Genomic DNA, 25,549 nt, shown 5'->3' with positions numbered 1-25,549 from the left:
CCCCTAACTTTCGTAAGTTTCTGCTTTAATAAATTTGTTAATAAGGAAAGACACAATCAGACAGAGAATCAGCAATACGACAGATATGGAACTGGCATAGCCGTATTTGAAGTATTGGAAGCCCTGCATGTATAAGTGCGTTGCGAGTACATCCGTACTATGATTGGGACCGCCTTGCGTCATATTATAAACTAAATCAAAAAATTTCAGAGAACCGATACAATTCAGCGATAAGGATATGGTCATCATCGGTTTTACAAGCGGAAGCGTCAGATAACGGAAAGTCTGTGCCTTGGACGCCCCGTCAATATACGAAGCTTCGTACAACTCCTTTGATATTCCGCTGATTTGCGCGATATAGAGCATCATCGTCGTTCCTACATATTGCCAGAGCGCAACGCAGGCGATGACCCACATAGGCAGAACGATAAATCCCTTTGTTGAAGAAAGCCACATCGGTCCTTCTATACCGAAGTAGGCCAGCATCTGATTGATTCCCATCTTAGGATTAAACATGAACGCCCAAAGCAAACCTAAAGCTGCTGAAGAAAGAACACAGGGAAGGTAATAAATATTCTTAAAGAAGTTTCTTCCATGCTTTATGTTCGTTAAGAGAACTGCTAACAACAACCCGGTAATCTGTTGTGAAACAGCCGAAAATATCATAAAAAATAATGAATTCTTAAGAGCCGTCCTCATCGTTTCATCGTCCGTAAATAAATTAATATAATTTTTAAGGCCGACGAATTCCGGTTTCGTCAGCGCGTTATAGTCGCACAAGGAATAATAAAATACCTGTATAATCGGGATAAATAAAACAAACGTAAATAAAATAAATGCGGGTGCAATAAAAATAACAATTGCTTTTTTATCTTTTAAAATCTTTTCCATTAGGGAATCCACCTCCCGGGACTTTTTCTAAAAGAATACGGGACTAAATTTCAAGCCCCGTATATCTTCTTAATATTTGTTACTTTTTATTTCCAAACATTCTTCTCGTAGAAAGACTGTACCTTCTGGAATGCTTCATCAGAAGTAGTATTTCCGAGGAAAATATCTACCATGGCATTATCGAAAACATCTCCTGCTTCCACACTCGCCAGGGACTCATTGTAAAATCCAAAAGTACCTGTCATATTAGCAAGAATGTCCTGAACATAGGATAACTGTGCCGGTGCCTTAGTGTAATCGATTTCCACATTGTTTACAACCGGAATCTTGCCGCCTATTTCCGCCGTATATTTCTGTGCTGTTTCATCCGTAAAATATTTCATCAATGCAATTACCGCATCCGGATTCTCTGTTGTAGAACTCATAACGAGGTTATCTGTCTTAACGATCATACGGTTCGGGTCCGCTCCGCCAGTAACTGCCGGGAATTGGAACACTCCGCATTTAGGCTCAAAATCAGGATTATTTCCGTTAACCTGACCAATAACCCAAGAACCTTGGATAAGCATTGCCGCTTCACCGTTATAGAAGGCTGCCGTTGCCTGATCGTTGGAATCACCTGCAGCTGTTGCTTGGAAATACTGGGACAATTCTTTCAGCTTATTGCCTGCGTCGATAAAGGTAGGATCCGTCCACTCCATCTGGTGGTCTGCAATTTTTTGAAGATTGTCAGGGCCGCCGACACGATCACAAAGATAACCCGCTACCATGGACAGACACCATGCAGTTCCTGCAGAACAGGAAATAGGAGTATATCCTGCCTCTTTGATCTTCTGGCATGCGGACAGCAATTCCTCATAGGTGGAAGGAGCCTTTACACCTGCTGCTTCGAATATCTCTGTATTATAGAATACACAAGCCGCTGCAAAATTCGTCGGAACAGCCATTATCTTGCCGTCATATGTAATTCTTTCGAAGATTCCTCCGCTAAAGCTGTTATACCAATCCTTCTCCTGATTTGTAAGAATATCCGTCAAATCCGCCGCAACTCCCGCATCTACGTACTGTGTCAGATTAGGTCCCGGGTTACAGATGAACAAATCCGGTGTATCCTTTGCTGCAATGAGAGCATTTAACTTTGTATCATACTCTTCCAGATTCGTAGTAATAACGTTAACATGATACGTGCCTGCATAATCATTGTTAAATCTGTCGATAACTTCCTTATAGCCTTTCGTAATCAAATCTTCCGTAGCCTCGAGGTCATCCCAGAACATCCATGTGATCTGCACTTCTTTTCCGGTCGAAGCGGTTTCCGTTTTCGTCTCCGTCTCAGCCGTCTCACCCGTCTCAGCCGCCGCCGTACTGCTGCTTTCCGTCTGCGCCGCACTTCCTGTATTCGTAGACACACCGCATCCTGACAAAAGACTTGTGATCATTCCAACCGACAGTAACAATGACAATAATTTTTTCTTCATTTACTTTACCTCCCTATTTATACTGTTTAGCAGCTTCATAACTTTATAAATTTAAAATAACATACTGCTTTTACTCTTTCTTTCGAATAATTGCCTTATAATTATTAATTATTGCTATTTTAGTTATATTAAAATTATAATTATTGTCAAAACATACTATAATAATGATCAATTTTACAACATATTTAACAAATAAAGTTAATTATGAATTTAATATATTTACTTTTTTGTCTTGTATTGCTACTATTTTATTAAATCATTAGGTGTTTTTTATTTATAATTTGGCAATAATTAACTCATAATAATTGTTATATACATTATTATTTACTTTTTACTTTATTAGTAAGGGAAGTGACCGATATGATCGAGAATTTAAAAGGTATCTTTGAAACTGTAAATTTTAAAGAAAATACGAATTTGAGGCTTTATGATAACGATAAATATGAAGATTATCCGCCTCACTGGCATACGCCTCTGGAGATTATTATGCCTACAGAAAGCGAATATACGGTCGTATGCTGCGAGCATACCTTCTTACTGCGGGAAAATGATATTATTCTCATCTGTCCCTGCTGCCTGCATACTTTATATGCACCCAAAAAGGGCAGAAGAATTATTTTTCAGCCGGACATATCAGTCCTTCGTGAAATAAGAGAATTGGAAACTGTTCTATCCATATTGTCCCCCGTCATTATCATAACCCCGGAAGAGTATCCTCAGATTCATCCTCAAATTCAGGCTTTGTTATTGGAAATCAGAGATGAATATCTGAAGAACACTCCTCTTTCAGAGGCCGCTATTTACGGCAAACTGCTTTCCATTCTCATTTTGATCGGACGCAGCTACACGGAAAATAGAAAAACATTTGATGTTACGAACAATAAGCAACAGGAATATACCGAAAAATTTATGTATATATGTGATTACATAAGCACCCACTGCACGGAAAACCTAACTCTGGACGATGCGGCCAGCCTTGCCGGTTTCTCTAAATTTCACTTCACAAGGCTGTTTAAACAATTTACCAACGTGTCCTTCTATAAATATCTGAACCAGAAAAGAATCGCTACGGCAGAAAAGCTTCTTGCAAATCCTGAATATACAATAACAGACGTTGCTTTGAACTCAGGATTCTCAAGCCTCTCTTCCTTTATCAGAATGTTCAAAATCATTAAGAACTGTACGCCTACGGAGTTCAGAAGCATGTATACTATTTCATAAAGCCAAATGTCTCGCAGCAAGCTGCAGGATATTTGGCCCACAGATAGTCTTCCAATAGACATGCAGCATTCATACCCGGCTCGCTGTCTACGTGAGAATTAATTTTGTAAAGCGGGCATAACCGCCATTATGAACATCGTGATTGGACGTCGCATAAACGCCCATAGTACAGCCCACAAAACCTCCGGCAACTTCCGAAGTAAGACCGCGGATATCAGTGCTTTGCAATATTCTTCCCTCCGCCATACAAGCCAGCGAAAGTCCCTTTACGTGCATTTTCAGTCTATAGCAATCTGCAGCTGCCTCCTCCTCGAATAAGACGGTTTCTTTTTCTCTTTCCGTCTTTATGATTCTTATCTTACTTCCATTAACAGCGGTATCCGAAGCAGTTACAGTAAAACGTACATAGTTCTTTTCATCGTATAAGTAGACCAACCCCGCTTCTTGCATGCTGTAAGGAGTAAATTCCATCGTCGTTTCTATGGAAAAGTCTTTAGAAATAACCCTTACTCCGATATAAGCAGGTGACAGTTCATCATATATATTTTGAGAAAGGATCTTAAGAGCAAGTTTTCCACCCTCTTCTATTCGATACATGTCCTTCTCCGGGAAACGAAAAAAGACGCATCTATGATCTAGAGAATCTCCCCATTCGATATTTCCTCTATTGCCAAGAGCGTTTACTTCACTTTCCCAAGCAGAAGGAACCTCTTGAATCTCCTTCAGCTTACCTTCCCCCGGATTAACGATTGGCCAATCGTTCTCCCATACGAGTTCGGCTAAAAAGGTTTCCCTGCCAAGGGGTGCATATCCTTCTTCCGGCCTGGTTCCCAGCATAACAATATACCAAAGCCCCTCCGGCGTCTCAACGATATCCCCATGACCTACATTCTGCACTTTGACATTATGTCCGAGATGCCTATGGGTAAGTATGGGATTGTAAGGGCAGGCCTTATAAGGACCAAATATATTCTTACTCCTTGCGAAGCAAATACTATGCTCATAACTGGTTCCGCCTTCGGCTATAAGCACATAATAATAATCCCCTTTTTTATACAAATGAGGACCTTCGGCCCAAATAGCATTTTTTATGGCTCCATCCCACACTACATGGACTTCTCCTGTCAGTTCCCCCTTGCTCAGATCCAGTTTCTGTATCCATATTTCACAATCGCCGTAATATTTGGAATCCGTTTTACCACGCTGCCCGATATAATAGCAATCCTCTCCTTCAAAATACAAGCTGGGGTCGATTCCCGGCGCATCCTTCAAATAAACAGGGTCGGACCAAGGCCCTTCTGGATTCTTGGCCGTCACATAAAAATTTCCCCCTCCCGACACGTTTGTTGTAATCATATAAAATATACCCTTATGATACCTGATACACGGCGCATAAATTCCCTGGGACATTCCCGCCCCTTTTAAGGGAAGCTGTTCTTCACGCACCAGCACGTGTCCGATCTGCTCCCAATGCACCAAATCCTTACTATGAAAAACAGGAACTCCCGGCGCATAAGAAAACGTAGAATTTACAATATAGTAATCTTCCCCGGATCTGCAAATCGACGGATCCGGATAAAATCCCTCCAATAACGGATTACGAACACTTCCCATATCTGCCTCCAATCCAACATTTTATTATTTTTTATTTTTGCCAAACACTATTTCATTTACGAATCTTTATCATGTTTTTCTTAAAATCATTATAATTTATCAATTGTTGCTTTACTATGTAATTCTTGCTTTGCTTCTCTCAATTATTGTTTTTTTAAAGAAGGATTTGTCTTTTTATTGAAAAGATTATGGAGAATCGGAAAAAAGATTTCTATAGAAAAATCAGAGTAAAAAATATTAGAATTACACTTTTGAAAATTTCACGAATTATGCAGGAAATTTTATTTTCCTGCTGTATGCCTGGAATTAAGCATATAGATAAAGGGAAATCAATGATGTTCAAGCAGATATTTAGATAATTTATTTTCTTTCCACAGGAAGAATATGTAGGATAAATATCCCCAACGAAAGTTGCTTTTAAAACCTTTTCCATACTCTGCAGTTTTATTGCAGACTCTTTCCGGACAAAAGGCTGATTGCTTTTCTGATTATAATACTATATATGCTGAACAAACCCAGTCCACCAAGGAAACCGGTTATCAATCTCCTTCCGTTGGTGGACTCTTCCAGCCCTACTTCTTGTATACACCAATCTGCGCCCATAATTCCCATTAGGATACAGCACTTCCTAAAGGAAATTTGCTTTTTCATAAAAAATAATACAACAGCAAGAGAATGGCCAATAAATACACCTGTGCATCTGGCACAAACCGGAAACTGCTTATCCTTATAAAAAAAGCTCCTTTCCGGCATCTGGTGACATCCGCTTTCATTTCCAAGCGTCCTGATGATTTCTAAAAACGATTGCCGCAGTCTTGACATACATTTACTACCTTCGATTTTGTTCTCGTCGTTCTCTTTCCTTTTCCCATCCCGCACAGTCCGCAAAGGATTCCCCATACGTTAAAGATTAAAAAGCCGATACATGCCTTTATACATCCGAACCCCTTCGTCTTCTCCGTCACTTCCGTATCCGTTACCGTCTGTGTGTTCACATGATTGCTTCCGCATTTTGGACAAACCATAATTTACCTTCTCCTCTTCTTTTTCCTTTGAATCAATTTTACCATCTACTTTTTTCATGGATGCTCTTCTTAAGCATTTCGCTTCCCCACTCATACATTCCTTTGTTATCGTACATCCTGTAGTCACATTCCAGACAGGCAATTAAGAACAAATAGATATCGTACCACTTTGCCCTTTTTAACTGTTTATCACTTAACTCTTCGATTCCATATCCCTTAAAAAAGGCTTTTTCCAACCCATAGGTTCTAAATCCCACCTCCATAAGTTCATCGGCCCATAAGCACCTTTCGAAATCGATGATCCCAGTTACCGTTTTATTTTCTACGAATACGTTTCCAGCCCATATATCCCAGTGGACAAACTTCGCTTTCTTCACTTCTTCAAATATTTCTTTGTCTGCCTTTAGCATGGATAATATTTGTTCCTCGGAAACGGGTATGGAAATATTCTTGCGTTTTGCATCGGAATAGGTGTCCATCACCATGGAGCGGAATACTTCATACCAATTAGAGCCTTGTTTTTCTTTTTGCCCGAAATAGCCGAAGATATCATTTTCAATACTGTTAATCGCTTTCGTGTATTTTCCCATTTGAAAGAAAACCTTATCCTTTTCCTCCTGCGCTATCTTGTCGGCAATGTTTGAAAAGCTGCTGCCTTCCAGCTTCTCCATAAAGAAATAGTCGCTTTTACATATTTCACGCCCTCTATCATAAAATAATACCCGTGGAACGGGAACAATGGATTGCTCCTCTATCATTTTCATCGCGCGCACTTCACTTTGCATAATATCTTTTTCATGCGTCATTACAATCGCATCCGGAGGAGGTGCAATCTTCAATATGACGTCCCTTTTCTCCAAGCTGACCTGAAATGCGACATTGAAAAAGCCTTCCGTCAATTCTATAATATTCTTTATCTTTTCCTGCGGAAAGGCTTTACAAACCATCTGCTCAATGCACTGCTCGCTTACTTTGTTTTTCGTTATACTAACCGGCATCTTTATCTCCTATAACGGTATGATTATACTTAGAAACTATATCAGTTTATGTAAAATTTATTTTAGAGTTATTTTATCATATCATCTGTAGCTTTCATACCTTATCTTTTATTCTGGTGTCCGATACCGCAAAAAAATAACTGATTTGATCCCTCGTAAAAGTTCAAATCAGCTATTTCTAATTCAATTAATTACAGTTCAGATTTCGGCTAAACTTCAACATATATACAAATATAATACGATAAAATTGTATTTTGGCACCTTCAGCCCTCGCTAGATTGCATAGATACGCAATTTTGACTTCACGTTATATCACGATATAGAAGGCGGAATAGTAACTTCAATTACTTCATCCATTTTTTAACTTAATTTCTTAACCTAATTTCTTAATTTTGCTTAGCTATTACGAGAAATCTTCCGTCTGTTATTTGATAAGAGCAGGTGGAGAGGGTAAGAAGTCCATCGCCGTACTGCACGTCTACTTCGGTCCGGTAAAAGGATTTCTTCTTTACTGCTTCGATATAACTGTCAAATTCCTTCTCCCCGGAGAAATTCACGGAAAAATATTTCTCTACTTGTGAAGCATCGGCGGCATCTATAAGAAAAGCCGCCAGTATTTCATATTCCTGCACCTCTTCGGATGTATAAAAGAGGATTTTTTTATGCGCTCTCCAATACGTTTCATCCTGATAGGATAGAAGGCCTGAAAACATGGAGCCGTTTTTCATATTATGGCCATAAACGATTACGTTGTCGGAGCGTGGGGTGACGGAACAGGCTGCGTCTATAAAAGGCACCCCTGACAACGAATATTTCTGCATAAAATTTCTATGCAAATAATATTCTCCGTCTTTCGGCGTATACATTACCGGATAGTCTATCATTGTGTCCTGAATTGTAATCCAACCCACAATATCGCTGTTTTCCTGCTGCAACGCCGTTAAATCAATAAAACGTTCACTTTCTGCCGCGGCAGGAGGCATATCCCCGGATAAATCCGCGAAAGCCGTATTCCTGTCTTCGGCTGTTTCAATCAATCTATGAAATTCTCCGGCGTCATAGGAGAGAGAGTAGAAATAAATTCCAACACTCAAACATCCTGCAACGACAATTGTACAGAGAATTCCGATACATAGGTCAATCGCTTTTTCTTTTGTACTTTTTTTACATCTTTTGTACTTATGAATCATAGTAATAGCCAAAAATTTTTCTTTTGTATAAAAAGAGCACTACCGCTCCGACAACCGCAATTAGCGTAACAACAATAATTGGAATCAAAGGCATATTGTCCCCTGTCTTAGCAATGGAAGACGCTGACAATGCCACGCCGTTTTCATCCACATAGGAATAAGTACCATCGGCATTTTGCACCCTTGTGTAGGTCCCAAGTACATTACCGTCCTTATCCACCAGAATGATCTTAACAGGAGCATCCTTTCCGTTAGGATTGGGTACCTCTCCCATCCTATATTTAGGAACCAGAGTGGACTTATAGGAAGCCGTATCATCCGGATCCTTACTGCTGCTATAAGGCTCATCCACTTCATAAGTATTTATAAAATGTGCCACACTGGCAGTATCCTTGGAAATCGTTCCGGTTTCACCAACAGATCTCTTCACATACCCTTGGGAAGAATAATCTTTTTCCTCTACGGTATATGTAGTACCTTCCAAAATTCCGGTGATTTCTATGGATTGGCCGTTAGCAAGTTCAATTACATCACCATTCGTTATTGTTCCATCATCCACACCTGTACCTGTATAGGAATAGGTATTATTTGTATTGAAAGTAACCGTAAATTCAAATTTCTTATTCTTGTCGCCTCTGTTTCCTTCCACTGATTTACTTATCGCCAGATTGCCGTTATTTTTCGTATTGGTAAACTGTGCTATGCTGGCAGTATCCTTGGAAATCGTTCCGGTCTCGCCGGTAGATTTTGTTACATATCCTTCAGAAGAATAGTCTTCTTCTTTTACCGTATAAGTGGTGTCTTCCAGGATTCCGGTAATTTCTATGGATTGTCCATCAGCAAGCTTGATTACATCGCCGCTTTTTATCGTTCCATCACTTACGCCGGTTCCCTTATAGGAATAGGTTTTGTTGTCGCTGAAGGTAACAGTAAATTCAAACTCTTTGCTCTTATCTCCTGCGTTTCCTTCCACTGTTTTGCTTATGGAGAGACTTCCTACATTTTTCGTGTTGGTAAATTGTGCTGCACTAACGGTATTTTTAGAAATCGTTCCCGTTTCTCCAGTGGATTTCATCGTATATCCTTCAGAAGAATAATCTGTTTCCTTTACAATATATGTGGTACCCTCCAGGATTCCGGTAATCTCTATGGATTGTCCATCAGCAAGCTTAATTTTGTCACCGCTTTTTATTGTTCCATCACTTACGCCAGTTCCCATATAGGAATAGGTTTTATTGTCGCTGAAAGTAACAGTAAATTCAAACTCCTTACTCTTATTTCCCCCGTTTCCATCTACTGTTTTGCTTATGGAGAGACTTCCTACATTTTTCGTATTGACAAAAGATACAGAAACGCCTTCATCTGTTGGTATTTGACCTGTATCGCTTAATTCAACAACTGAGGTTTTTCCATTTTTATCATCCGAGTATTCTGTGATATAACCTTGGGCAGAATAATCTGCTTCAGTTACAGTATACGTTGTTGTATTAGGTAAATCAGCAATAGTAACACTTTCTCTATCTTTAAGAGAAATTGTCTTTTCTCCTTTAATTTTTCCGCTCGGTCCTCCATTAACTCCAGTAAAGGTATATTCATTATTCTTATCGCTTAACACAATGGTAAAATCAAATGCTTTTCCTGTTTCTCCTCCATTTCCCATTACTGTCTTGCTGATAACTAAGCTTCCCGGCTTATATTTTGTATTAGTAAATATAACGTCTTGACTTTCTTGTTCTTTAATCGTACCAGTCGCAACTCTGCCTATCCCTTTATTATTATGAGTAGAATATGATTCTGAGGAATAATCTGTTTCTGTTATAGTATAATTTGTATCTTTTAGCAAATTAGGAATAAATAAAATATCCCCATGTTTGAGCAAAATCGTACTTCCTATACTATCTCCAGTAATTTTATCACTGGCGACAACGCCATTTATAGTATATGAGAAAGACTTACCGTCTAAAGATGTGTTAGGATTATCAAGTACTATCTTAAATTCGAAATCCTTATCCACTTCATTTGCATTGCCTGCAATTGTTTTCGTTAAAGTTAAATCTCCAACTTCATTTAATGGATAATTTTGAACTTCTAATACTCCTGTTTTTCCATCAATGGTAGTAGTTACCGCTAAACCTTCTGTCTTAACTGTAACCTTATGGATGATTCCTTCTAACGCGTAAGTCGCAGTACTTCCATCAGGGGCTTTCGTAGGGGCTATTGTTTCCCTTAAAAAATAATTTCCGTCAGGAATCACTTTTAATCTTATCTTACCGTTTGAATCACTTACACCTTTACGTATAACTGTTATATTATCTTCTGCAAAAAGAGTAAACTCTGCTCCAGCCAATGGGCTGGAACCATCTCTCTTTAAAATATCTATGTAGCCACTGCGTTGAGCAGTAGCGATACCATCCAAGCTATTAATCGTATACGACACTGCATTTAAATTAAGCTTTGGAGCGCTATCGTACAAGCTTACTAGATTTTCAACTTCCTTACCACTATCTCCTGTTAAATCGGTCAGATAAGTAAGTCTATATGCCTTTGTTTTATCTGGAATAATAAAAGTTAATTGACGGCTTGTATTATTATATGAAATATTACCGCCAATTCCAGTTGTAAGTGTAACTATACTTCCATCTGAATATTTACCGTCAGCATTCAGTATTAATTCAATAGCTTTTATATTGTCATTATTATCACTATCTTTCAGTAATAACTCTCCTTTTGAATTCGTACGTAAATCAATACCTTCAGAAAGCGTATCTACAATTTTTGTTCCAGCTGCTAAGCCATAAGGCTTATATTCTACCGTCCAACGTAATATTCCATTTTCTGGAACATCCTTTTCTTTATATAAAATTTTGCTTTCAACAGATAATTTTATAGATGTAAATACTCCAGGGGTCCAAGAGACCGCTTTGAAATTTACTTTATTTTCAATATTTTCTGTCTTCTTATTCGAACTAAAATATTCATGAATAGTATCATCAGAAGGCTTTGCTTTTACTAAAATAACATAAGCCTTATCTAATGAACTAAAAGTGAAAGCTGCAGTATCACCTGCTATACTCGGACTCAATCCACTTACAGAATCAAGAACTGTACCTATTGCATTTCCGTTATTATCTGCTTCAAAAATTAAAAAATCTTTTCCATTTTCAAACTTAGTAAAACTCCAGTTTACCGGCAAAGTATCCGTAACTGTAACATCACCTAATGCAGTTAAGCTTCCATCAGTAGCACTTGGCCAATTTATTCCATCCGCATTGACAACAAGACGATAGATTACTGACTTATCTATATAATTGAAACCTTCTGCTGCATTTGTAGTTTTACTATTAGCCTTTGCAATATCGAGAGGATCTGTAATTACAGTTGTATTTCCACTTTTGATCATCTCTTTCCTTAAAATATTACTAGTATAAGAAAGATCATCCCCGCTTTCATCAATATATGTAGTACCATTAAATAAATCTGCCGTATTATATACTTTGGTTTCACCAGTACCACCAATACCATTATTGGCATAAATATCCGGATTTAATATGAGAGTCTCGAAACTAAATTTATTACTGTCTTCTGAGATACCATCTAAAAAATTATCAAATACAAGTAAATCAGCAACAGTTTCTCCATTTTTTATTATTGGAACAGGTGTTAAGGCAACTCCTGTATGGTTTAAATCATTAAATACTCCGTTATATTTTTGATTATACTGGATACTAATTTTATCTCTATCAACACCAGAAGGAAATCCTGAAAGAGAAGAATCATTTATATTAAATCCACTTCCACTATCAGCATAAACTAAGAGATCATATACAACTAAATTATCAAGGGAACTTTGACCTCTTGATTCTACTTTAATTTCCCATTCAGCTATTCGTGTCTTAGTATCAATTTTCTTTCCTGTCTTTGTAATGGCATCATATCCAACATCAATTGAAACATTACTCGTTTTTAATCCTACAGCACTACTTGTATTGGTAGGATATGCCGGATAAGAAGGACTGGCAGAATTATCCCATTTAATACTTGCGCTATTTGTGAACTTTTTTGTCTCTGTTACAATAGTTTCACCAGTATTTACTTCACTAACAATGGTTAATCGTACTTTTGTATCTATTTTTCCCATAGAATAAACAGAATTACTATCCGTTGGATTAATAACACCTTGAGAAACATATGAACTTGTATCTTTATCCCATTTTTCTAAAGTTGCCGATATAAAATCTAAACCAGCCGGTAAAGAATCAATAATTTGAAAATTATTAAGTGATGCTCCTATTTCATTAGCTTCAATAGTCCATGTAATTTGACGATTGTTTGGATTTTGAGTAGTACTACCTGTAGTACTTCCATTTGTCTGTAAACCTGATTTACTGACCCATTTTGGAGTAGTAAACTTTACAGGACTCGCATTATTATTCGCGGTAACTATAGGTGTTGTATCAATTTCTTTTTCATATAACTTTGCTGTATTTGTAATATTTTTTTCTCCAGGTGCACCATAATATAGACTTTCTGGAATATCTGTTGAAAAAGTAATTGTTTGTGGAGCTATTGCACTATCTGAAAATACATAACTTATTTTGTTATCATTTCCAGTTAAAGTTCCTAATAAATTATTACCTACATCTAAATCATTATCTACATCAAATGTACCAGATATATATTTACCAAGATTTGTCGAACTATTATTAACTTCATCTTCAAATTTAAATCCACCTAAACTAATACTAGTACTTCCCATTTGTTGAGCATCAACTATTACTGTCCAATTGACCTTTTTTTCTGCTAAATTTAATACTCCACTTTTTGCAACAGAATATGTTATAGGGGGAGCCGGCGTATATACATCAACACTTTTTTGAAGAATAGATGCACTTTCTACGATACCATCGTTATCTGCTATATTTCCGGTGTACTTCAATTGTGCATCAAATGAACAATTAATATTATTAAGAGTAGAATTAATATCATCAAACACATCGCCATTAAACTCTATATGTGCTTTAACTTTATAAGTTTTTCCTCCATTATTTTCAATTTCATTTTCTGTAAATGTAAGAACTCCAACTTTAATATTGGTATCTTTAACCTTTAATGTTATTGGAGTATTTAATACTAATCCAAAACCAGAACTTACTTCAAAATCTGCCCAATCACCTCTAATAACATAATCCGTAGGGGTTGGAAAATCATTTATTACTGGCAAATTAAAAGAAACTTTTATATACAAATCACGTTCCGAATCTATAGGATCAATACTTGTACCTTCAATATCTTTATAAACATCATCAAATTTTTGCTGAATTGCTGCACTAAAAGTTAAAAAATCTACTTCCTGCGGTGTAACTCTGCCTTCTAAATCTCCCAACAGCATTGCATCAGCTCCAAAAGTCCCTAAAACTGCCTCACTGTCAGTTTCATTAATCCCAGTACTTTCTTCAATGCTCTCACCAGTAATACCCTCACCACTGTCAGCTCCTCCATCGATAATACCAGCATCAGTCACGCCATCCAAAGTGTTCTCTGTACTTTCTCCGGTTAGAGAATCCTGACTTTCCCCAGTTATCTCAGCTATAGCAGAATTAGCAGAAACTTCCTGCGCATATGCCGTCAAAGAATTAGTTCCAAATACAGTATTAGTGCTTATTAATACCAAAAAAAGTGTCCAAGAAATCCCCCTTAAAAACTTTTTTTTCATTCTCATTTTGAATAGATCCATTTCTTTTTCCTCACTCTAACGTTTTGTAATTTTTTAGTAAAATATTATGTAAATCTTTTACAAGACAAAAGATAATATTTAGATGATGATCTATAAGTGATAATTATTATCAATAATATCAATTATAATGATAGTAATTATTATCATTTTCTTTTACTTTAAAGTATATAGAATAACTCAGAAATAAACTTGAAAATAATTCAAAAAAATAGTCGAATTATGTTACCTAACAGAAAAATATTCTAAATATTTTTTAAATCGATGGTAAATTAATATGTTTTTGTGTTAAAATGAAATAAAAATGCAGGATAAAACAAAAGTGTGCTTTTCATACACATGAAGGGAAAGTGTGGTATTACTTATGAAAATCAGTTTTCTATTAAAAGAACTTATTGTCATTGCCAAAAAACAAAAGACAGATTTCGCACTTCACATGAATATGACTCCAAGTGGTCTTAGTAAGATTCTTACAGAAAAAGGTATTCCTACCATTAAGGATAGAAAAATTTTTACCAAGCTGGCTTCCGAATATTTTGCACAAAATATTTATTCTCCCGGTTGCTATTGGAAATTTGAAAATATCTTCCCGGTAATTTATGATTTTGAATCTCAGGATGACTTGCAGTCTTTCTTATCCTATGCTATTGAATATGCGTTAGACGGGGCCTTCACGGAAGAAATTAACATCAATTTAGATTGTTCTGAGAGAGGACAGTATTATATTGGCAAAAGGCCGGTTTTAGGTCTTCTCTGCATCCTTTTATCGGATTATGTTACAAGCAATTCCAATAATCCATTAGAAATTTATTTCTCCATTCCCTTACTAGACTCCTCATATACAAAGATATTCCAGAAAATGGTACTCATAGGGAAAGATGGATTTAAAAATATCATATTTAATTTCTTTTACAATAAAAATTTTTTAAACGAACTCGAACAAAAGAATCCCGGCACTATAAGCTTTGACAGTATTCTTTCACTGATTGTTAAATACCAGAAGCATTTTCAGATTAACCTTTGGGAGACATCTCAGGACATTTCTCCTTTCTTACTTTTAAAGGGTAATATTTTGATGTTCTTTAATGCTCAGATAGATGGAACTCCGATTTTAACTGCCGTTTATAATAAGAGTTATATTGCAGTTTTCTATAATATTCTTATGAAGAGGGACGCGAGAAAAATCAGTTATGAAAAAGAAGAAATTATTACATTTTTAGAAGATAATCCTGATTTTTTTGATAAATTAGCGGATAAGAAGCTTAAAAGTGTTTATAACTTTACTTCTTTCGGATATATGTTAACAAATGAAGAGTTAGATACTTTAAATGGAGATAAAACCCTTAAAAATAATCTTAAGAAATTGTTTGATGATGCTATGTCTAACAATACTAATTACTCAGTATCCAGTACTTCTATGGATAAATTTATATCTATGGGAAAAGTGATCGTTCCCTTTATAGGCACTTTTTATTTCCCGCCCAATAAGAGAATACCATATTTGCAGCGATTCGATTCCTATTTAAAAGAAGGAAGCTATAATAAAATGAAAATCATTAACAGCGATTTATCGAATATGGTTATATTTTGCTTTGAAGAGTTCAGTCTGGCATATGTAATAAGCGATACATATGAAAGGGAGATAATGCATTTTTTCGGAACAAATAAAATTAATGATATCTTATATGATGAAATGATTAAAAGTAGTGAATTATCCATGGATTTCTCCACAGAACTATGGAATGCTTATCAGCAAGAACTAATAGATCATATTCACTAATTGATATATAAACAATATCTATAGGTATTTCATTAATCACTCTTGCATTCAATAAAAAAGGATAAATCCAATTTCTTACGTTTTAATGAAATGGATTTATCCTTTTTAAATTTTAATTTATTCTTCCGTTTCCTCAGTAGGAAGAGTTACTTCTTCTTCCTCTTCGATTATTACAGGATGTTTCTCATCTTCAGGTATATCCTCAAGAGCATCTTCGAGATTTTCGAATTCCTGATTGCCATTTGAGACCTTTTCTCTTACTTTAGCTATCTTAGCTACCTTCACTCCTTCATCGAGATTAATCAATCTAACGCCGGAGGTAATTCTTCCTAAAGTGGAGATATCCTCCATACGAAGCTGGATAACGGTTCCCAGAGTGGTTATCATCATAATTTCATGGTCATCATTTACTGCCTTTACTCCTACCACATATCCTGTCTTTTCTGTGACTTTATAGCACTTTACTCCCTTACCGCCTCGTTTTTGTACAGTGAACTCCTCAAGATAGGTACGTTTGCCCATACCGTTCTCGGATACGATGAGGAGAGAATCCCCTTGGTGATCAAGCTGCATTCCAACGATTTCATCTCTATCGCTTAAATTCATGCCAATTACACCCATAGAAGCTCTTCCCGTTGCCCTCACATCAGTTTCCTTGAATCGGATACACATACCGTGCTTAGTAACAAGGAATATTTCCGTATTGACATCGGTAATTTTTACTTCGATCAGCTCATCATCTTCTCTAAGATTGATAGCGGCCAGACCGTTCTTTCTCACGTTGCTATATTCCATAATATAAGTTTTCTTTACAATACCCTTTTTCGTAACCATGAAAAGGTTCTTATCATCTTCATAGTCTTTTACAGGTATGATAGCAGAAATCTTTTCTCCCGGATTGAGCTGCAATAAATTGATGATTGCAGTTCCCCTGGCTGTTCTTCCTGCTTCAGGTATCTCATAAGCCTTCAGTCTATAGACCCGCCCGAAATTGGTAAAGAACATAATATAATGATGGGTCGTAGTCATAAGGAGGTCCTCGATATAGTCCTCTTCTATGGTATGCATTCCCTTGATACCCTTACCGCCGCGATTCTGGCTCTTGAAATTATCAATAGTCATACGCTTAATATAACCGAGGCTGGTCATTGCAATTATCGTATTATCCTTAGGAATAAGATCCTCCATATTGATGTCATAGACATCGAAGCCTATCACGCTCCTTCTATCATCTCCATATTTCTCAGCAATAATCGAAATTTCTTCCCTGATTACTCCAAGCAGCAGTTTTCTATCGGCAAGAATAGCCTTTAACTCAGCAATTTTTTCAAGCAATTCCTTATGCTCATTCTCTATCTTATCTCTTTCCAAGCCTGTGAGAGTACGAAGTCTCATATCTACGATAGCCTGGGACTGAGCATCAGAGAGGCCGAAACGTTCTATCAATCTTTGTTTTGCAGTCTGAACGTTATCGCTGCTTCTTATAATGTTAATTACTTCATCGATATTATCGAGAGCGATCAACAGACCTTGTAAAATATGATCTCTTTCTTCGGCTTTATTTAAATCATATTTCGTCCTTCTGGTTACGACTTCTTCCTGATGAGACAAATAATTTGTAAGCATATCGAGGATATTCATAACCTTCGGTTCGTTGTTTACAAGCGCTATCATTATAATACCGAAGGTATCCTGCATCTGGGTATGCTTGTAAAGCTGATTCATAATTACATTGGCATTCGCATCCCTTCGAAGCTCGATAACAATGCGCATACCTTCTCTGTCAGACTCGTCACGAAGATCGGTAATCCCATCTATTTTCTTTAATTTCACGAGTTCTGCGATTTTCAGAATTAAATTTGCCTTATTTACCATGTAAGGAAGCTCAGTTACTATTATCCTGCTCTTACCGTTAGGAAGAGTTTCTATATCGGTAACTGCACGCACTCTTACCTTACCTCGGCCGGTACGGTAAGCTTCTTCGCTTCCCCTCGTTCCGAGAATAATTCCGCCGGTAGGGAAATCAGGAGCTTTAATAATAGAAAGTATTTCTTCTATATCTGTATCTCTGTCACCATCAATTCTATTATCAATGATTTTTAATACAGCATTTATTACCTCGCGTAAATTATGAGGAGGTATATTAGTAGCCATACCTACTGCGATACCCGTAGTACCATTTACCAAAAGATTTGGATAACGGCTGGGAAGTACGGAAGGCTCTCTTTCCGTCTCATCGAAGTTGGGTAAGAAATCTACCGTATCTTTATTGATATCCGCAAGAAGTTCCATGGAAATCTTGGAAAGTCTGGCTTCCGTATAACGCATAGCTGCCGCGCCGTCTCCATCCACAGAACCGAAGTTACCGTGCCCGTCTACCAAAGGATAGCGGGTAGACCATGGCTGCGCCATATTTACCAGCGCTCCGTATATGGAACTATCGCCGTGAGGATGGTACTTACCCATGGTATCGCCGACAATACGCGCGCTTTTTCTATGCGGCTTATCAGGACCATTATTCAATTCTATCATGGAATAAAGCACTCTTCGCTGTACCGGCTTCAAACCATCCCTTACGTCAGGCAATGCACGGGAAGCGATAACGCTCATAGCATAATCGATATAAGAGGTTTCCATAGTCTTCTTCAAATCCACGTCATGAACTTTATCAAAGACTGTGTCTTGAATATTTTCTTCCATTTTTCATTATCTCCATTTCGTAATCGCAGTGCTGATTAAATATCAAGGTTCTTTACAAATTTTGCATTTTCCTCAATGAATTCGCGCCGCGGTTCTACTTTATCACCCATAAGTGTAGTAAATGTCAAGTCGATTTCCGATTCGGCCTCTCCATCCATAGTTACTCGGAGAAGAATGCGCCTTTCAGGATCCATGGTAGTTTCCCAGAGCTGTTCCGGGTCCATTTCTCCAAGTCCTTTATAACGCTGAATCTTATTATTCTGATCTCTTCCTACCTCTTGAAGAATGTTGTCCAGTTCTTCGTCATTGTAGGCGTACCACACCTTTTTATTTTTCTCAAGCTTATAAAGAGGAGGCTGTGCCAAATATACGTAGCCTTCTTTGATAAGATTAGGCATAAAACGGTAAAGAAAGGTCAGCAGCAAAGTAGAAATATGCGCTCCATCAACATCGGCATCTGTCATAATAATAATTTTGTGATAACGCAGCCTGTTGATATCGAAATCATCGTGAATTCCTGTACCAAAGGCAGTAATCATTGCTTTTATTTCCGCATTAGCATATATTTTATCAAGTCTGGCTTTTTCTACATTAAGTATCTTGCCTCGAAGGGGAAGAATAGCCTGAGTCGCACGGCTTCTGGCAGTTTTCGCACTGCCGCCGGCAGAATCTCCCTCAACAATATAAATTTCACAATTGGCAGGATCTTTATCTGAACAATCTGCAAGCTTTCCTGGAAGGCTCATTCCTTCCAAAGCTGTCTTTCTTCTTGTTAAATCCCTCGCTTTTCTTGCAGCATCCCTGGCACGCTGAGCAAGAATGGATTTCTCACATATAACTTTGGCTATGGAAGGATTCTGCTCTAAAAAGTAAGTGAGCTGTTCGCTGACGATACTGTCTACGGCTCCTCTGGCTTCAGAATTTCCAAGCTTTTGCTTAGTTTGTCCTTCGAACTGAGGATCCTCTATCTTAACGCTGACAATTGCTGTTAAGCCTTCTCTTATGTCCTCACCCATAAGGTTAGTTTCATTTTCCTTTAATAACTTATTGTTTCTTGCATAATCGTTAAAGGTCTTGGTAAGAGCATTTCTAAAACCTATTAAGTGAGTTCCGCCCTCGGGGGTATTTATATTATTAACAAAGCTATAAGAGCTTTCGGTATAAGACTCATTATGCTGCATAGCAACCTCAACATAAACATTATTCTTCATACCTTCAAAATACATTATATTATCATAAATCGCCGTCTTACTCTTATTCAGATAAGATACGAATTCTTTAATTCCGCCTTCATAATGGAATTCTCTTACAATAGGTTGTTTGTCTTCTTCTACCCTCATATCCTTAAGAATAATTTTCAGATTCTTCGTAAGGAAAGCCATTTCCCTAAGACGCTGCTTCAAAATATCGAATTCAAAAACAGTGGTTTCCTGAAAGATGGTGGCATCAGGCTTAAAAGTAACCTTCGTTCCTGTCTGTCCCTCCGGACATTCTCCTATCACTTTCAAGGAATAGCAGACATGTCCTTTTTCATATCTTTGTTTGTGTATCTTTGAGTCCTGATATATCTCAACCTCCAGCCAGTCGGAAAGAGCATTTACAACGGAAGCTCCTACACCATGAAGGCCGCCGGACACCTTATATCCTCCTCCTCCGAATTTACCGCCGGCATGAAGAATAGTAAACGCTACCTCCACGGCAGCAATACCGGCTTTATGGTTAATTCCTACAGGAATACCGCGCCCGTTGTCTATAACTGTTACAGAATTATCTTCATTGATAGTAACTTCAATTTTATCACAATATCCTGCAAGTGCTTCATCTACGGCATTATCTACAATTTCATAAACCAGATGGTGGAGGCCCCTGGAAGATGTAGTTCCAATATACATACCAGGCCTCTTCCTTACAGCTTCAAGACCTTCCAATATTTGTATTTGATCCGCTCCGTATACATTTTCATTACTCATTTTTATAGCTATGCTCCTTTCAAGCGCGAAATACTGCTGCGCAATACTTCTGCGTATTAATTGTTTCATATCAGTAAGCCGCAGAATGAATAGTGACCTATTCCTGGACAGTTCCTTCTACTATCTTAAAAACCTTATCTATTTCAAATCTATTATTCACAAATTCATCCAAGCCTGTACAAGTGATAATTGTCTGTATATCTCCTATACTGCTAAGAAGATAATTCTGTCTGCTACTGTCCAACTCCGAAAGAACATCGTCCAAAAGCAAAACAGGAATATCCTTGGTAATTTTCTTCACCAGCTCTATTTCGGATAATTTGAGAGAAAGGGCTGCCGTTCTCTGTTGTCCCTGAGAACCAAATCTTCGAATATCGATATTCCCTACCATAAAACAAAAATCATCTCTATGAGGCCCTATCGAAGTCTGCTTTAACCTGATATCCTTTTCCTGGCTGTTTTTCATCAACTTAGCAAAATCGTCGATTTCCACATCAGGTTCATATTTTATAGACAATTCCTCTTTATCTCCGGACAACCTCTTATGTATGTCATAAATAATCTCATTGAGCTGCTCCACAAAGATACGACGCCTTTCAATGATCTTGCTTCCAAAGGACACCAGCTGAGAATCCCATATATTCAAAGTTTCTTTTAACTCAGGTTTAAAATACATATCCTTTAAAAGCTTATTTCTCTGATTTACTATTTTATTATAATGATTTAGATTATATAGATAAAAATTATCCAATTGACAAAGTTCCATATCCACAAACCTTCTTCTTTCTGCAGGTCCGTTTTTAATAATGCTTAAGTCCTCGGGAGAAAAAAAGACAACGTTCAATAAGCCCAAGAGGTCTGCCGCTTTTTTAATCTTCTGTCCGTCAATCGCAATCCCCTTTGATTTATTTTTACGAAGATGTACGTCTACCTTGTATTGAATTTCCTGCTTTTCAAGATAAGTCCTTATATGAGCTTCTTCTGAATCGAATTTAACAATATCTCTGTCCTTGCTTCCTTTATGTGATTTTGTGGTTGCGGATAGATAAATAGCTTCTAACACGTTGGTTTTCCCTTGTGCGTTATCGCCGTACAGAATATTTGTTCCTTCACTGAACTTCAGATCCAGAAATTCATAATTCCTGAAATTCATCAGTTCCAACGATTTAATAATCATGCTTACACCTTATTTTCCAAATACAAAAATGCAGATAACCATTATTTTTGTATTAAAATCTTTTTTCCGCTAAATTCCACAATATCATTATCATAAAGCTTCTTTCCTCTTTGAAATTCCGGCGCACCGTTCACTTTCACTTCTCCGTTCATGATGACATCCTTCGCTTCTACTCCGGAATCCACAAAACCTACAGCCTTTAGGGCCTGACCGAGTTTAATATACTCGTCTCTTAATTTTATTATTTCCATAATTTTCCTTAAATTTCAAATTTATAGTTTATAATCGTGAAATTCATTATATAAATAAACATTATAGTTTAATATTTCATACTTCAAATCTAAAATTGGATTTCTATGCAATTTTGCGAAAACTGCAAATGACAAAATAAAGTTTTATCACATCTTTTATCCATATATTGCAGCTTAGCAAAAAAATGAACTTCAATATATAAACTAATTCACAGTAGTGAAATTTACCGGAAGAATCAAGTAAGTATACTTCTCCTCAACATCCCTGATAAAGCAGGGAGCCTTTGGATTCACCAGATAAATATCGATTTCTTCATCATCGATTACTCGAAGGGCGTCGATTAAAAATTTCGGATTAAAGCCAATCATAATATCTTTTCCCTTTTTATCGATGTCAATTTCTTCATTCATGCTTCCTACGGTGGAATTAATCTTAAGTTCCATCATTCCGTCAATTATATTAATAATAATTGGCTTTTTATCCCCTTCTTTTACGAGAAGAGTAGCTCTGTCAATACAATTCAAGAATTCCTTTTTATTTATTCTTACCTTTGTCTCATAATCGCTGGAAAGCATCTGATCTATTTTGAAATATTCCCCTTCTATCAAACGGGAAACTACGGTAGTGCTTTCAAATTCAAATACGATATGTTTGTCCGTAAAGAAGATATGTACATCCTCCTCCATCCCACCGGACAATATCTTGCTTATCTCACTTAAAGTCTTGCCGGGAACTACTACTTTTTTAGACATGTAAAAATTCTTCAGTCCTATTTTTCTTATGGATATCCTGTGTCCATCCAGAGAAACTACCTTCAAAATATCCTCGTTGATTTCAAATAATTCACCCGTCATCAGTTTATTACTGTCGTTATCAGAAATAGAAAATATAGTCTGCCTGATCACTTCTTTCAAGGTAAACTGAGAAACAATAATGGAATCTATCTTCTCGATAGAAGGAAGATAGGAAAAATCATCTCCAGACTTTCCTATAATGTTAAATTTAGCCTTTTCACAAGTAATGGTAGTCTTATAAGAGGAATCCGTTACAATAGTTATATCGTTGTCGGGAAGCTTTCTTACTATTTCCAGAAAAATCTTGGCATCCAAAGCAATCAAGCCTTTTTCCACTATATTTCCTTCAATCAAGGTCTCTATACCAAGCTCCATATCATTGGCTATCAGTTTGATGTTCCCTCCCCTTGCATCGATGAGAATACATTCGAGAATAGACATTGTCGTTTTATTGGGAACAGCCTTCGATACGATTTGTACTCCGTTAAGCAGATTTGATTTTGAACAAACTAATTTCATTTGTGTATAACTCCCTTCCTGAAAAGATGAAAAATTTGATTTGCCGAAAACCGGTTAATATATAATGAATTTAATAATATAATTAGTAATAGTTGTTGATATGTGTATAACCTTATCTATTATACTATTTTTCAGTGAAAAAAGAAATCATAATATGTGTGAAAAACTAAATATAACTTTTGGATAACATGTGAATTATTCACATCCCTTTTCATAAGACCTTAAATCAAGCTTGATTATTTTTAATAAAATTGAAGACTTATGAAAATATCAACAGTCTAACCACATAATAATAAACATTAAATTGTGGAAAGCTATTATGAAATCTAAGATGGATTAATTTTTTTTCTGATGATTTCTATTTTATTTTTAAGTTCTTCATTGTTCTTAAGTTCTTCTGTAATTTTATTTACACCGTGGATAATGGTGGTATGATCCTTTTTACCAAGAATCTTACCTATATTTTGATAAGAAGTATCTGTCATGCTGCGGCAAAGGTACATAACGACCTGCCTTGGTTCCACGAACTCAGAGTTACGTTTTTTGGAAGTAATATCTTCCGGATTTACTCCAAACTGCTCCGAAACTACATTAATAATGAAGGAAGGGCTTATTTCTTTCGGTTTATCAGGATAAATAATATCCTTTAGCGCTTCCTCTGCGATATCAAGAGTTATATCTACATTATTTAATTTGGAAAAGGCTATGATTTTGTTAAAAGCGCCTTCTAATTCTCTTATATTTGATTTAATATTGGTAGCGATATATTTGAAAATTTCATTATCCACTTCTTTGCTGTAGCTTTCCGCATTTTTCTTAAGGATAGCCATTCGGGTTTCGTAATCAGGAGGCTGTATATCCGAGATAAGTCCCCATTCGAATCTGGAACGGAACCTTTCTTCCAAAGTTTCCATTTCCTTGGGAGGCTTATCTGAGGAGAGAATAATCTGCTTTCCGGAAGAGTGGAGTACATTAAAGGTATGGAAGAATTCCTCCTGCGTGCTTTCCTTACCTATAATAAACTGTACGTCATCGATGAGTAACACATCTACCGTCCTATATTTTTCCCTTAACTTCGTCATAGCCGCAGCGTTACCGCTTCTTATAGATTCAATTACTTCATTGGTAAATTGTTCTGAGGTAACGTAGAGCACCTTCATGTTCGGATTCTGATTTAAGACAAAATGTCCGATGGAGTGCATGAGGTGAGTCTTGCCCAGTCCCGCTCCTCCGTATAAATAAAGGGGATTGTAAGCTTCCCCGGGAGATTCAGCGACTGCGAGGGAAGCAGAATGAGCAAATTTATTATTGCTTCCTACTACGAAGGTATCGAATCTGTACTTCGGGTTCAGGTTGGCTTTCTCATAATTGATATTGTATTGAGGCTTCAAAGCCATGGAATTATCATTCTCATCCACATCTTTTTCCAATATAAAAGATATGTCATATTCATGGTCCATCATCTCCGTGATAGTCACCTGAAAATAACTCTTATATTTGTTCGTTATGTAACTGAGCGCATGAGCTTGGTCGGACGGGATTAAAATAGTGACCACATCTTTTTCCACGCTGTAAAAATTGAGATTAGCTACCCATGTATTATAAGAAATATTGGATAAATCATATTCTTTTTTTATCGTTTGTTTAATTAATTCCCAGTTCTCTTTAATAGAATCCATGAAATGCCTCCGGTTATTGGTATCACTTAAGCGAAAATACCTCATTTATATCTTAATATAAATAATATAAAATTTCAAATGGTTAATTTTATGAACGGATTTATGCACGTATTGTGGATAATTTAGGGGAATAAAATGTGATTTTGAAATGAAAGTTAACATAGTATTTTTTATATCCTGAAGCTATGTGTATAACTATAAAAATAATTATTAACATAAGGGAAGGTTTATTATTAAAGGATTTTTTTATTTAATTCACTTTATTTTCACATGCTATAAAGGAGTTATCCACATCTTATACACAATATGTGGATAGATTTATGTAAATTAAAAATTAATTTGCCTTTATGTGAATAACTTTTTTGTTGGTCTACATTTAGTGGTTAGCTTGTCTTTGAAATAACAATATGTAGTTTTAGTTAAAATCACGATTTTTTCGGCCTTTTTTGGGTATTTTTAATTTATTAAATTTATGGTTATTTACTTGACGGGAACTTTTTTATCTTATATAATCGTAATGATATTTTTCC

Annotated in this window: 16 protein-coding genes; 2 read left to right on the top strand and 14 right to left on the bottom strand. The window is 36.6% G+C overall.

What is annotated here, in order from left to right; all coding sequences use genetic code 11:
• Window positions 1–3: 3 nt before the first annotated feature.
• Complete coding sequence (locus CC90_RS0116005; RefSeq protein WP_031391747.1) at window positions 4–891, bottom strand: carbohydrate ABC transporter permease; 888 nt, start codon at window positions 889–891, stop codon at window positions 4–6.
• 86 nt (window positions 892–977) lie between these two features.
• Complete coding sequence (locus CC90_RS0116000; RefSeq protein ID WP_031391746.1) at window positions 978–2,369, bottom strand: ABC transporter substrate-binding protein; 1,392 nt, start codon at window positions 2,367–2,369, stop codon at window positions 978–980.
• A 360-nt stretch (window positions 2,370–2,729) separates the two neighbouring features.
• Between CC90_RS0116000 and CC90_RS0115995 the strand changes: the two genes are divergently transcribed.
• Window positions 2,730–3,590 (top strand): helix-turn-helix domain-containing protein, encoded by an 861-nt coding sequence (locus tag CC90_RS0115995; RefSeq protein WP_031391745.1) that lies wholly within the window; start codon window positions 2,730–2,732, stop codon window positions 3,588–3,590.
• Window positions 3,591–3,677: 87 nt separating this feature from the next.
• On the opposite strand, the gene CC90_RS0115990 is transcribed toward CC90_RS0115995, so the two are convergent.
• The 6 genes from CC90_RS0115990 to CC90_RS0115960 all read right to left on the bottom strand — a co-directional run bounded on the left by CC90_RS0115990 (window position 3,678) and on the right by CC90_RS0115960 (window position 14,151).
• Complete coding sequence (locus CC90_RS0115990) at window positions 3,678–5,204, bottom strand: glycoside hydrolase family 43 protein (protein ID WP_031391744.1); 1,527 nt, start codon at window positions 5,202–5,204, stop codon at window positions 3,678–3,680.
• 444 nt (window positions 5,205–5,648) lie between these two features.
• The gene (locus CC90_RS0115980) at window positions 5,649–6,026 is read right to left on the bottom strand and encodes a DUF2085 domain-containing protein (protein WP_031391742.1); all 378 of its coding nucleotides are present in this window, start codon (window positions 6,024–6,026) and stop codon (window positions 5,649–5,651) included.
• A complete protein-coding gene (locus CC90_RS0115975; RefSeq protein WP_031391741.1) occupies window positions 5,999–6,229 on the bottom strand; it encodes a hypothetical protein in 231 nt (76 codons plus the stop codon). Before CC90_RS0115975 ends, CC90_RS0115980 begins: the two co-directional genes overlap by 28 nt.
• Before the next feature lie 38 nt (window positions 6,230–6,267).
• Window positions 6,268–7,227, bottom strand: coding sequence for a phosphotransferase family protein (locus CC90_RS0115970; RefSeq protein ID WP_031391740.1), 960 nt, complete (start codon window positions 7,225–7,227; stop codon window positions 6,268–6,270).
• Window positions 7,228–7,613: 386 nt separating this feature from the next.
• Window positions 7,614–8,429 carry a class B sortase gene (srtB, locus tag CC90_RS0115965; protein ID WP_132038539.1) on the bottom strand — a complete coding sequence of 272 codons (816 nt, stop codon included), beginning with the start codon at window positions 8,427–8,429 and terminating at the stop codon, window positions 7,614–7,616.
• Complete coding sequence (locus CC90_RS0115960; RefSeq protein WP_031391738.1) at window positions 8,407–14,151, bottom strand: DUF7601 domain-containing protein; 5,745 nt, start codon at window positions 14,149–14,151, stop codon at window positions 8,407–8,409. Before CC90_RS0115960 ends, srtB begins: the two co-directional genes overlap by 23 nt.
• Before the next feature lie 361 nt (window positions 14,152–14,512).
• On the opposite strand from CC90_RS0115960, the gene CC90_RS0115955 reads away from it, so the two are divergent.
• The gene (locus CC90_RS0115955) at window positions 14,513–15,928 is read left to right on the top strand and encodes a hypothetical protein (RefSeq protein WP_031391737.1); all 1,416 of its coding nucleotides are present in this window, start codon (window positions 14,513–14,515) and stop codon (window positions 15,926–15,928) included.
• Window positions 15,929–16,045: 117 nt separating this feature from the next.
• On the opposite strand, the gene gyrA is transcribed toward CC90_RS0115955, so the two are convergent.
• The 6 genes from gyrA to dnaA all read right to left on the bottom strand — a co-directional run bounded on the left by gyrA (window position 16,046) and on the right by dnaA (window position 25,019).
• A complete protein-coding gene (gene gyrA, locus CC90_RS0115950) occupies window positions 16,046–18,616 on the bottom strand; it encodes a DNA gyrase subunit A (protein ID WP_031391736.1) in 2,571 nt (856 codons plus the stop codon).
• Window positions 18,617–18,663: 47 nt separating this feature from the next.
• Entirely contained in the window at window positions 18,664–20,598 is a 1,935-nt protein-coding gene (gyrB, locus tag CC90_RS0115945) for a DNA topoisomerase (ATP-hydrolyzing) subunit B (protein ID WP_031391735.1), read from the bottom strand.
• 97 nt (window positions 20,599–20,695) lie between these two features.
• Complete coding sequence (recF, locus tag CC90_RS0115940; RefSeq protein ID WP_031391734.1) at window positions 20,696–21,775, bottom strand: DNA replication/repair protein RecF; 1,080 nt, start codon at window positions 21,773–21,775, stop codon at window positions 20,696–20,698.
• A 41-nt stretch (window positions 21,776–21,816) separates the two neighbouring features.
• Window positions 21,817–22,026, bottom strand: a complete 210-nt coding sequence (locus tag CC90_RS0115935; protein ID WP_031391733.1) for an RNA-binding S4 domain-containing protein — start codon at window positions 22,024–22,026, stop codon at window positions 21,817–21,819.
• Window positions 22,027–22,230: 204 nt separating this feature from the next.
• Window positions 22,231–23,340, bottom strand: coding sequence for a DNA polymerase III subunit beta (dnaN, locus tag CC90_RS0115930; protein WP_031391732.1), 1,110 nt, complete (start codon window positions 23,338–23,340; stop codon window positions 22,231–22,233).
• A 326-nt stretch (window positions 23,341–23,666) separates the two neighbouring features.
• The gene (gene dnaA / locus CC90_RS0115925; protein ID WP_031391731.1) at window positions 23,667–25,019 is read right to left on the bottom strand and encodes a chromosomal replication initiator protein DnaA; all 1,353 of its coding nucleotides are present in this window, start codon (window positions 25,017–25,019) and stop codon (window positions 23,667–23,669) included.
• Window positions 25,020–25,549: the final 530 nt, after the last annotated feature.

Source organism: Kineothrix alysoides (assembly GCF_000732725.1).
Classification (GTDB): domain Bacteria; phylum Bacillota; class Clostridia; order Lachnospirales; family Lachnospiraceae; genus Kineothrix; species Kineothrix alysoides.
Note: the sequence above shows the minus strand (reverse complement) of the source record. Positions and strands in the feature narration are given on the sequence as shown.

Bases quoted from the DNA above. Each gene is read 5' to 3' on its own strand.
- CC90_RS0116005 (WP_031391747.1), bottom strand. From the start codon at position 891: ATGGAAAAGATTTTAAAAGATAAAAAAGCAATTGTTATTTTTATTGCA.
- CC90_RS0116000 (WP_031391746.1), bottom strand. From the start codon at position 2,369: ATGAAGAAAAAATTATTGTCATTGTTACTGTCGGTTGGAATGATCACA.
- CC90_RS0115995 (WP_031391745.1), top strand. From the start codon at position 2,730: ATGATCGAGAATTTAAAAGGTATCTTTGAAACTGTAAATTTTAAAGAA.
- CC90_RS0115990 (WP_031391744.1), bottom strand. From the start codon at position 5,204: ATGGGAAGTGTTCGTAATCCGTTATTGGAGGGATTTTATCCGGATCCG.
- CC90_RS0115980 (WP_031391742.1), bottom strand. From the start codon at position 6,026: ATGTCAAGACTGCGGCAATCGTTTTTAGAAATCATCAGGACGCTTGGA.
- CC90_RS0115975 (WP_031391741.1), bottom strand. From the start codon at position 6,229: ATGGTTTGTCCAAAATGCGGAAGCAATCATGTGAACACACAGACGGTA.
- CC90_RS0115970 (WP_031391740.1), bottom strand. From the start codon at position 7,227: ATGCCGGTTAGTATAACGAAAAACAAAGTAAGCGAGCAGTGCATTGAG.
- CC90_RS0115960 (WP_031391738.1), bottom strand. From the start codon at position 14,151: ATGGATCTATTCAAAATGAGAATGAAAAAAAAGTTTTTAAGGGGGATT.
- CC90_RS0115955 (WP_031391737.1), top strand. From the start codon at position 14,513: ATGAAAATCAGTTTTCTATTAAAAGAACTTATTGTCATTGCCAAAAAA.
- gyrB (WP_031391735.1), bottom strand. From the start codon at position 20,598: ATGAGTAATGAAAATGTATACGGAGCGGATCAAATACAAATATTGGAA.
- recF (WP_031391734.1), bottom strand. From the start codon at position 21,775: ATGATTATTAAATCGTTGGAACTGATGAATTTCAGGAATTATGAATTT.
- CC90_RS0115935 (WP_031391733.1), bottom strand. From the start codon at position 22,026: ATGGAAATAATAAAATTAAGAGACGAGTATATTAAACTCGGTCAGGCC.
- dnaN (WP_031391732.1), bottom strand. From the start codon at position 23,340: ATGAAATTAGTTTGTTCAAAATCAAATCTGCTTAACGGAGTACAAATC.
- dnaA (WP_031391731.1), bottom strand. From the start codon at position 25,019: ATGGATTCTATTAAAGAGAACTGGGAATTAATTAAACAAACGATAAAA.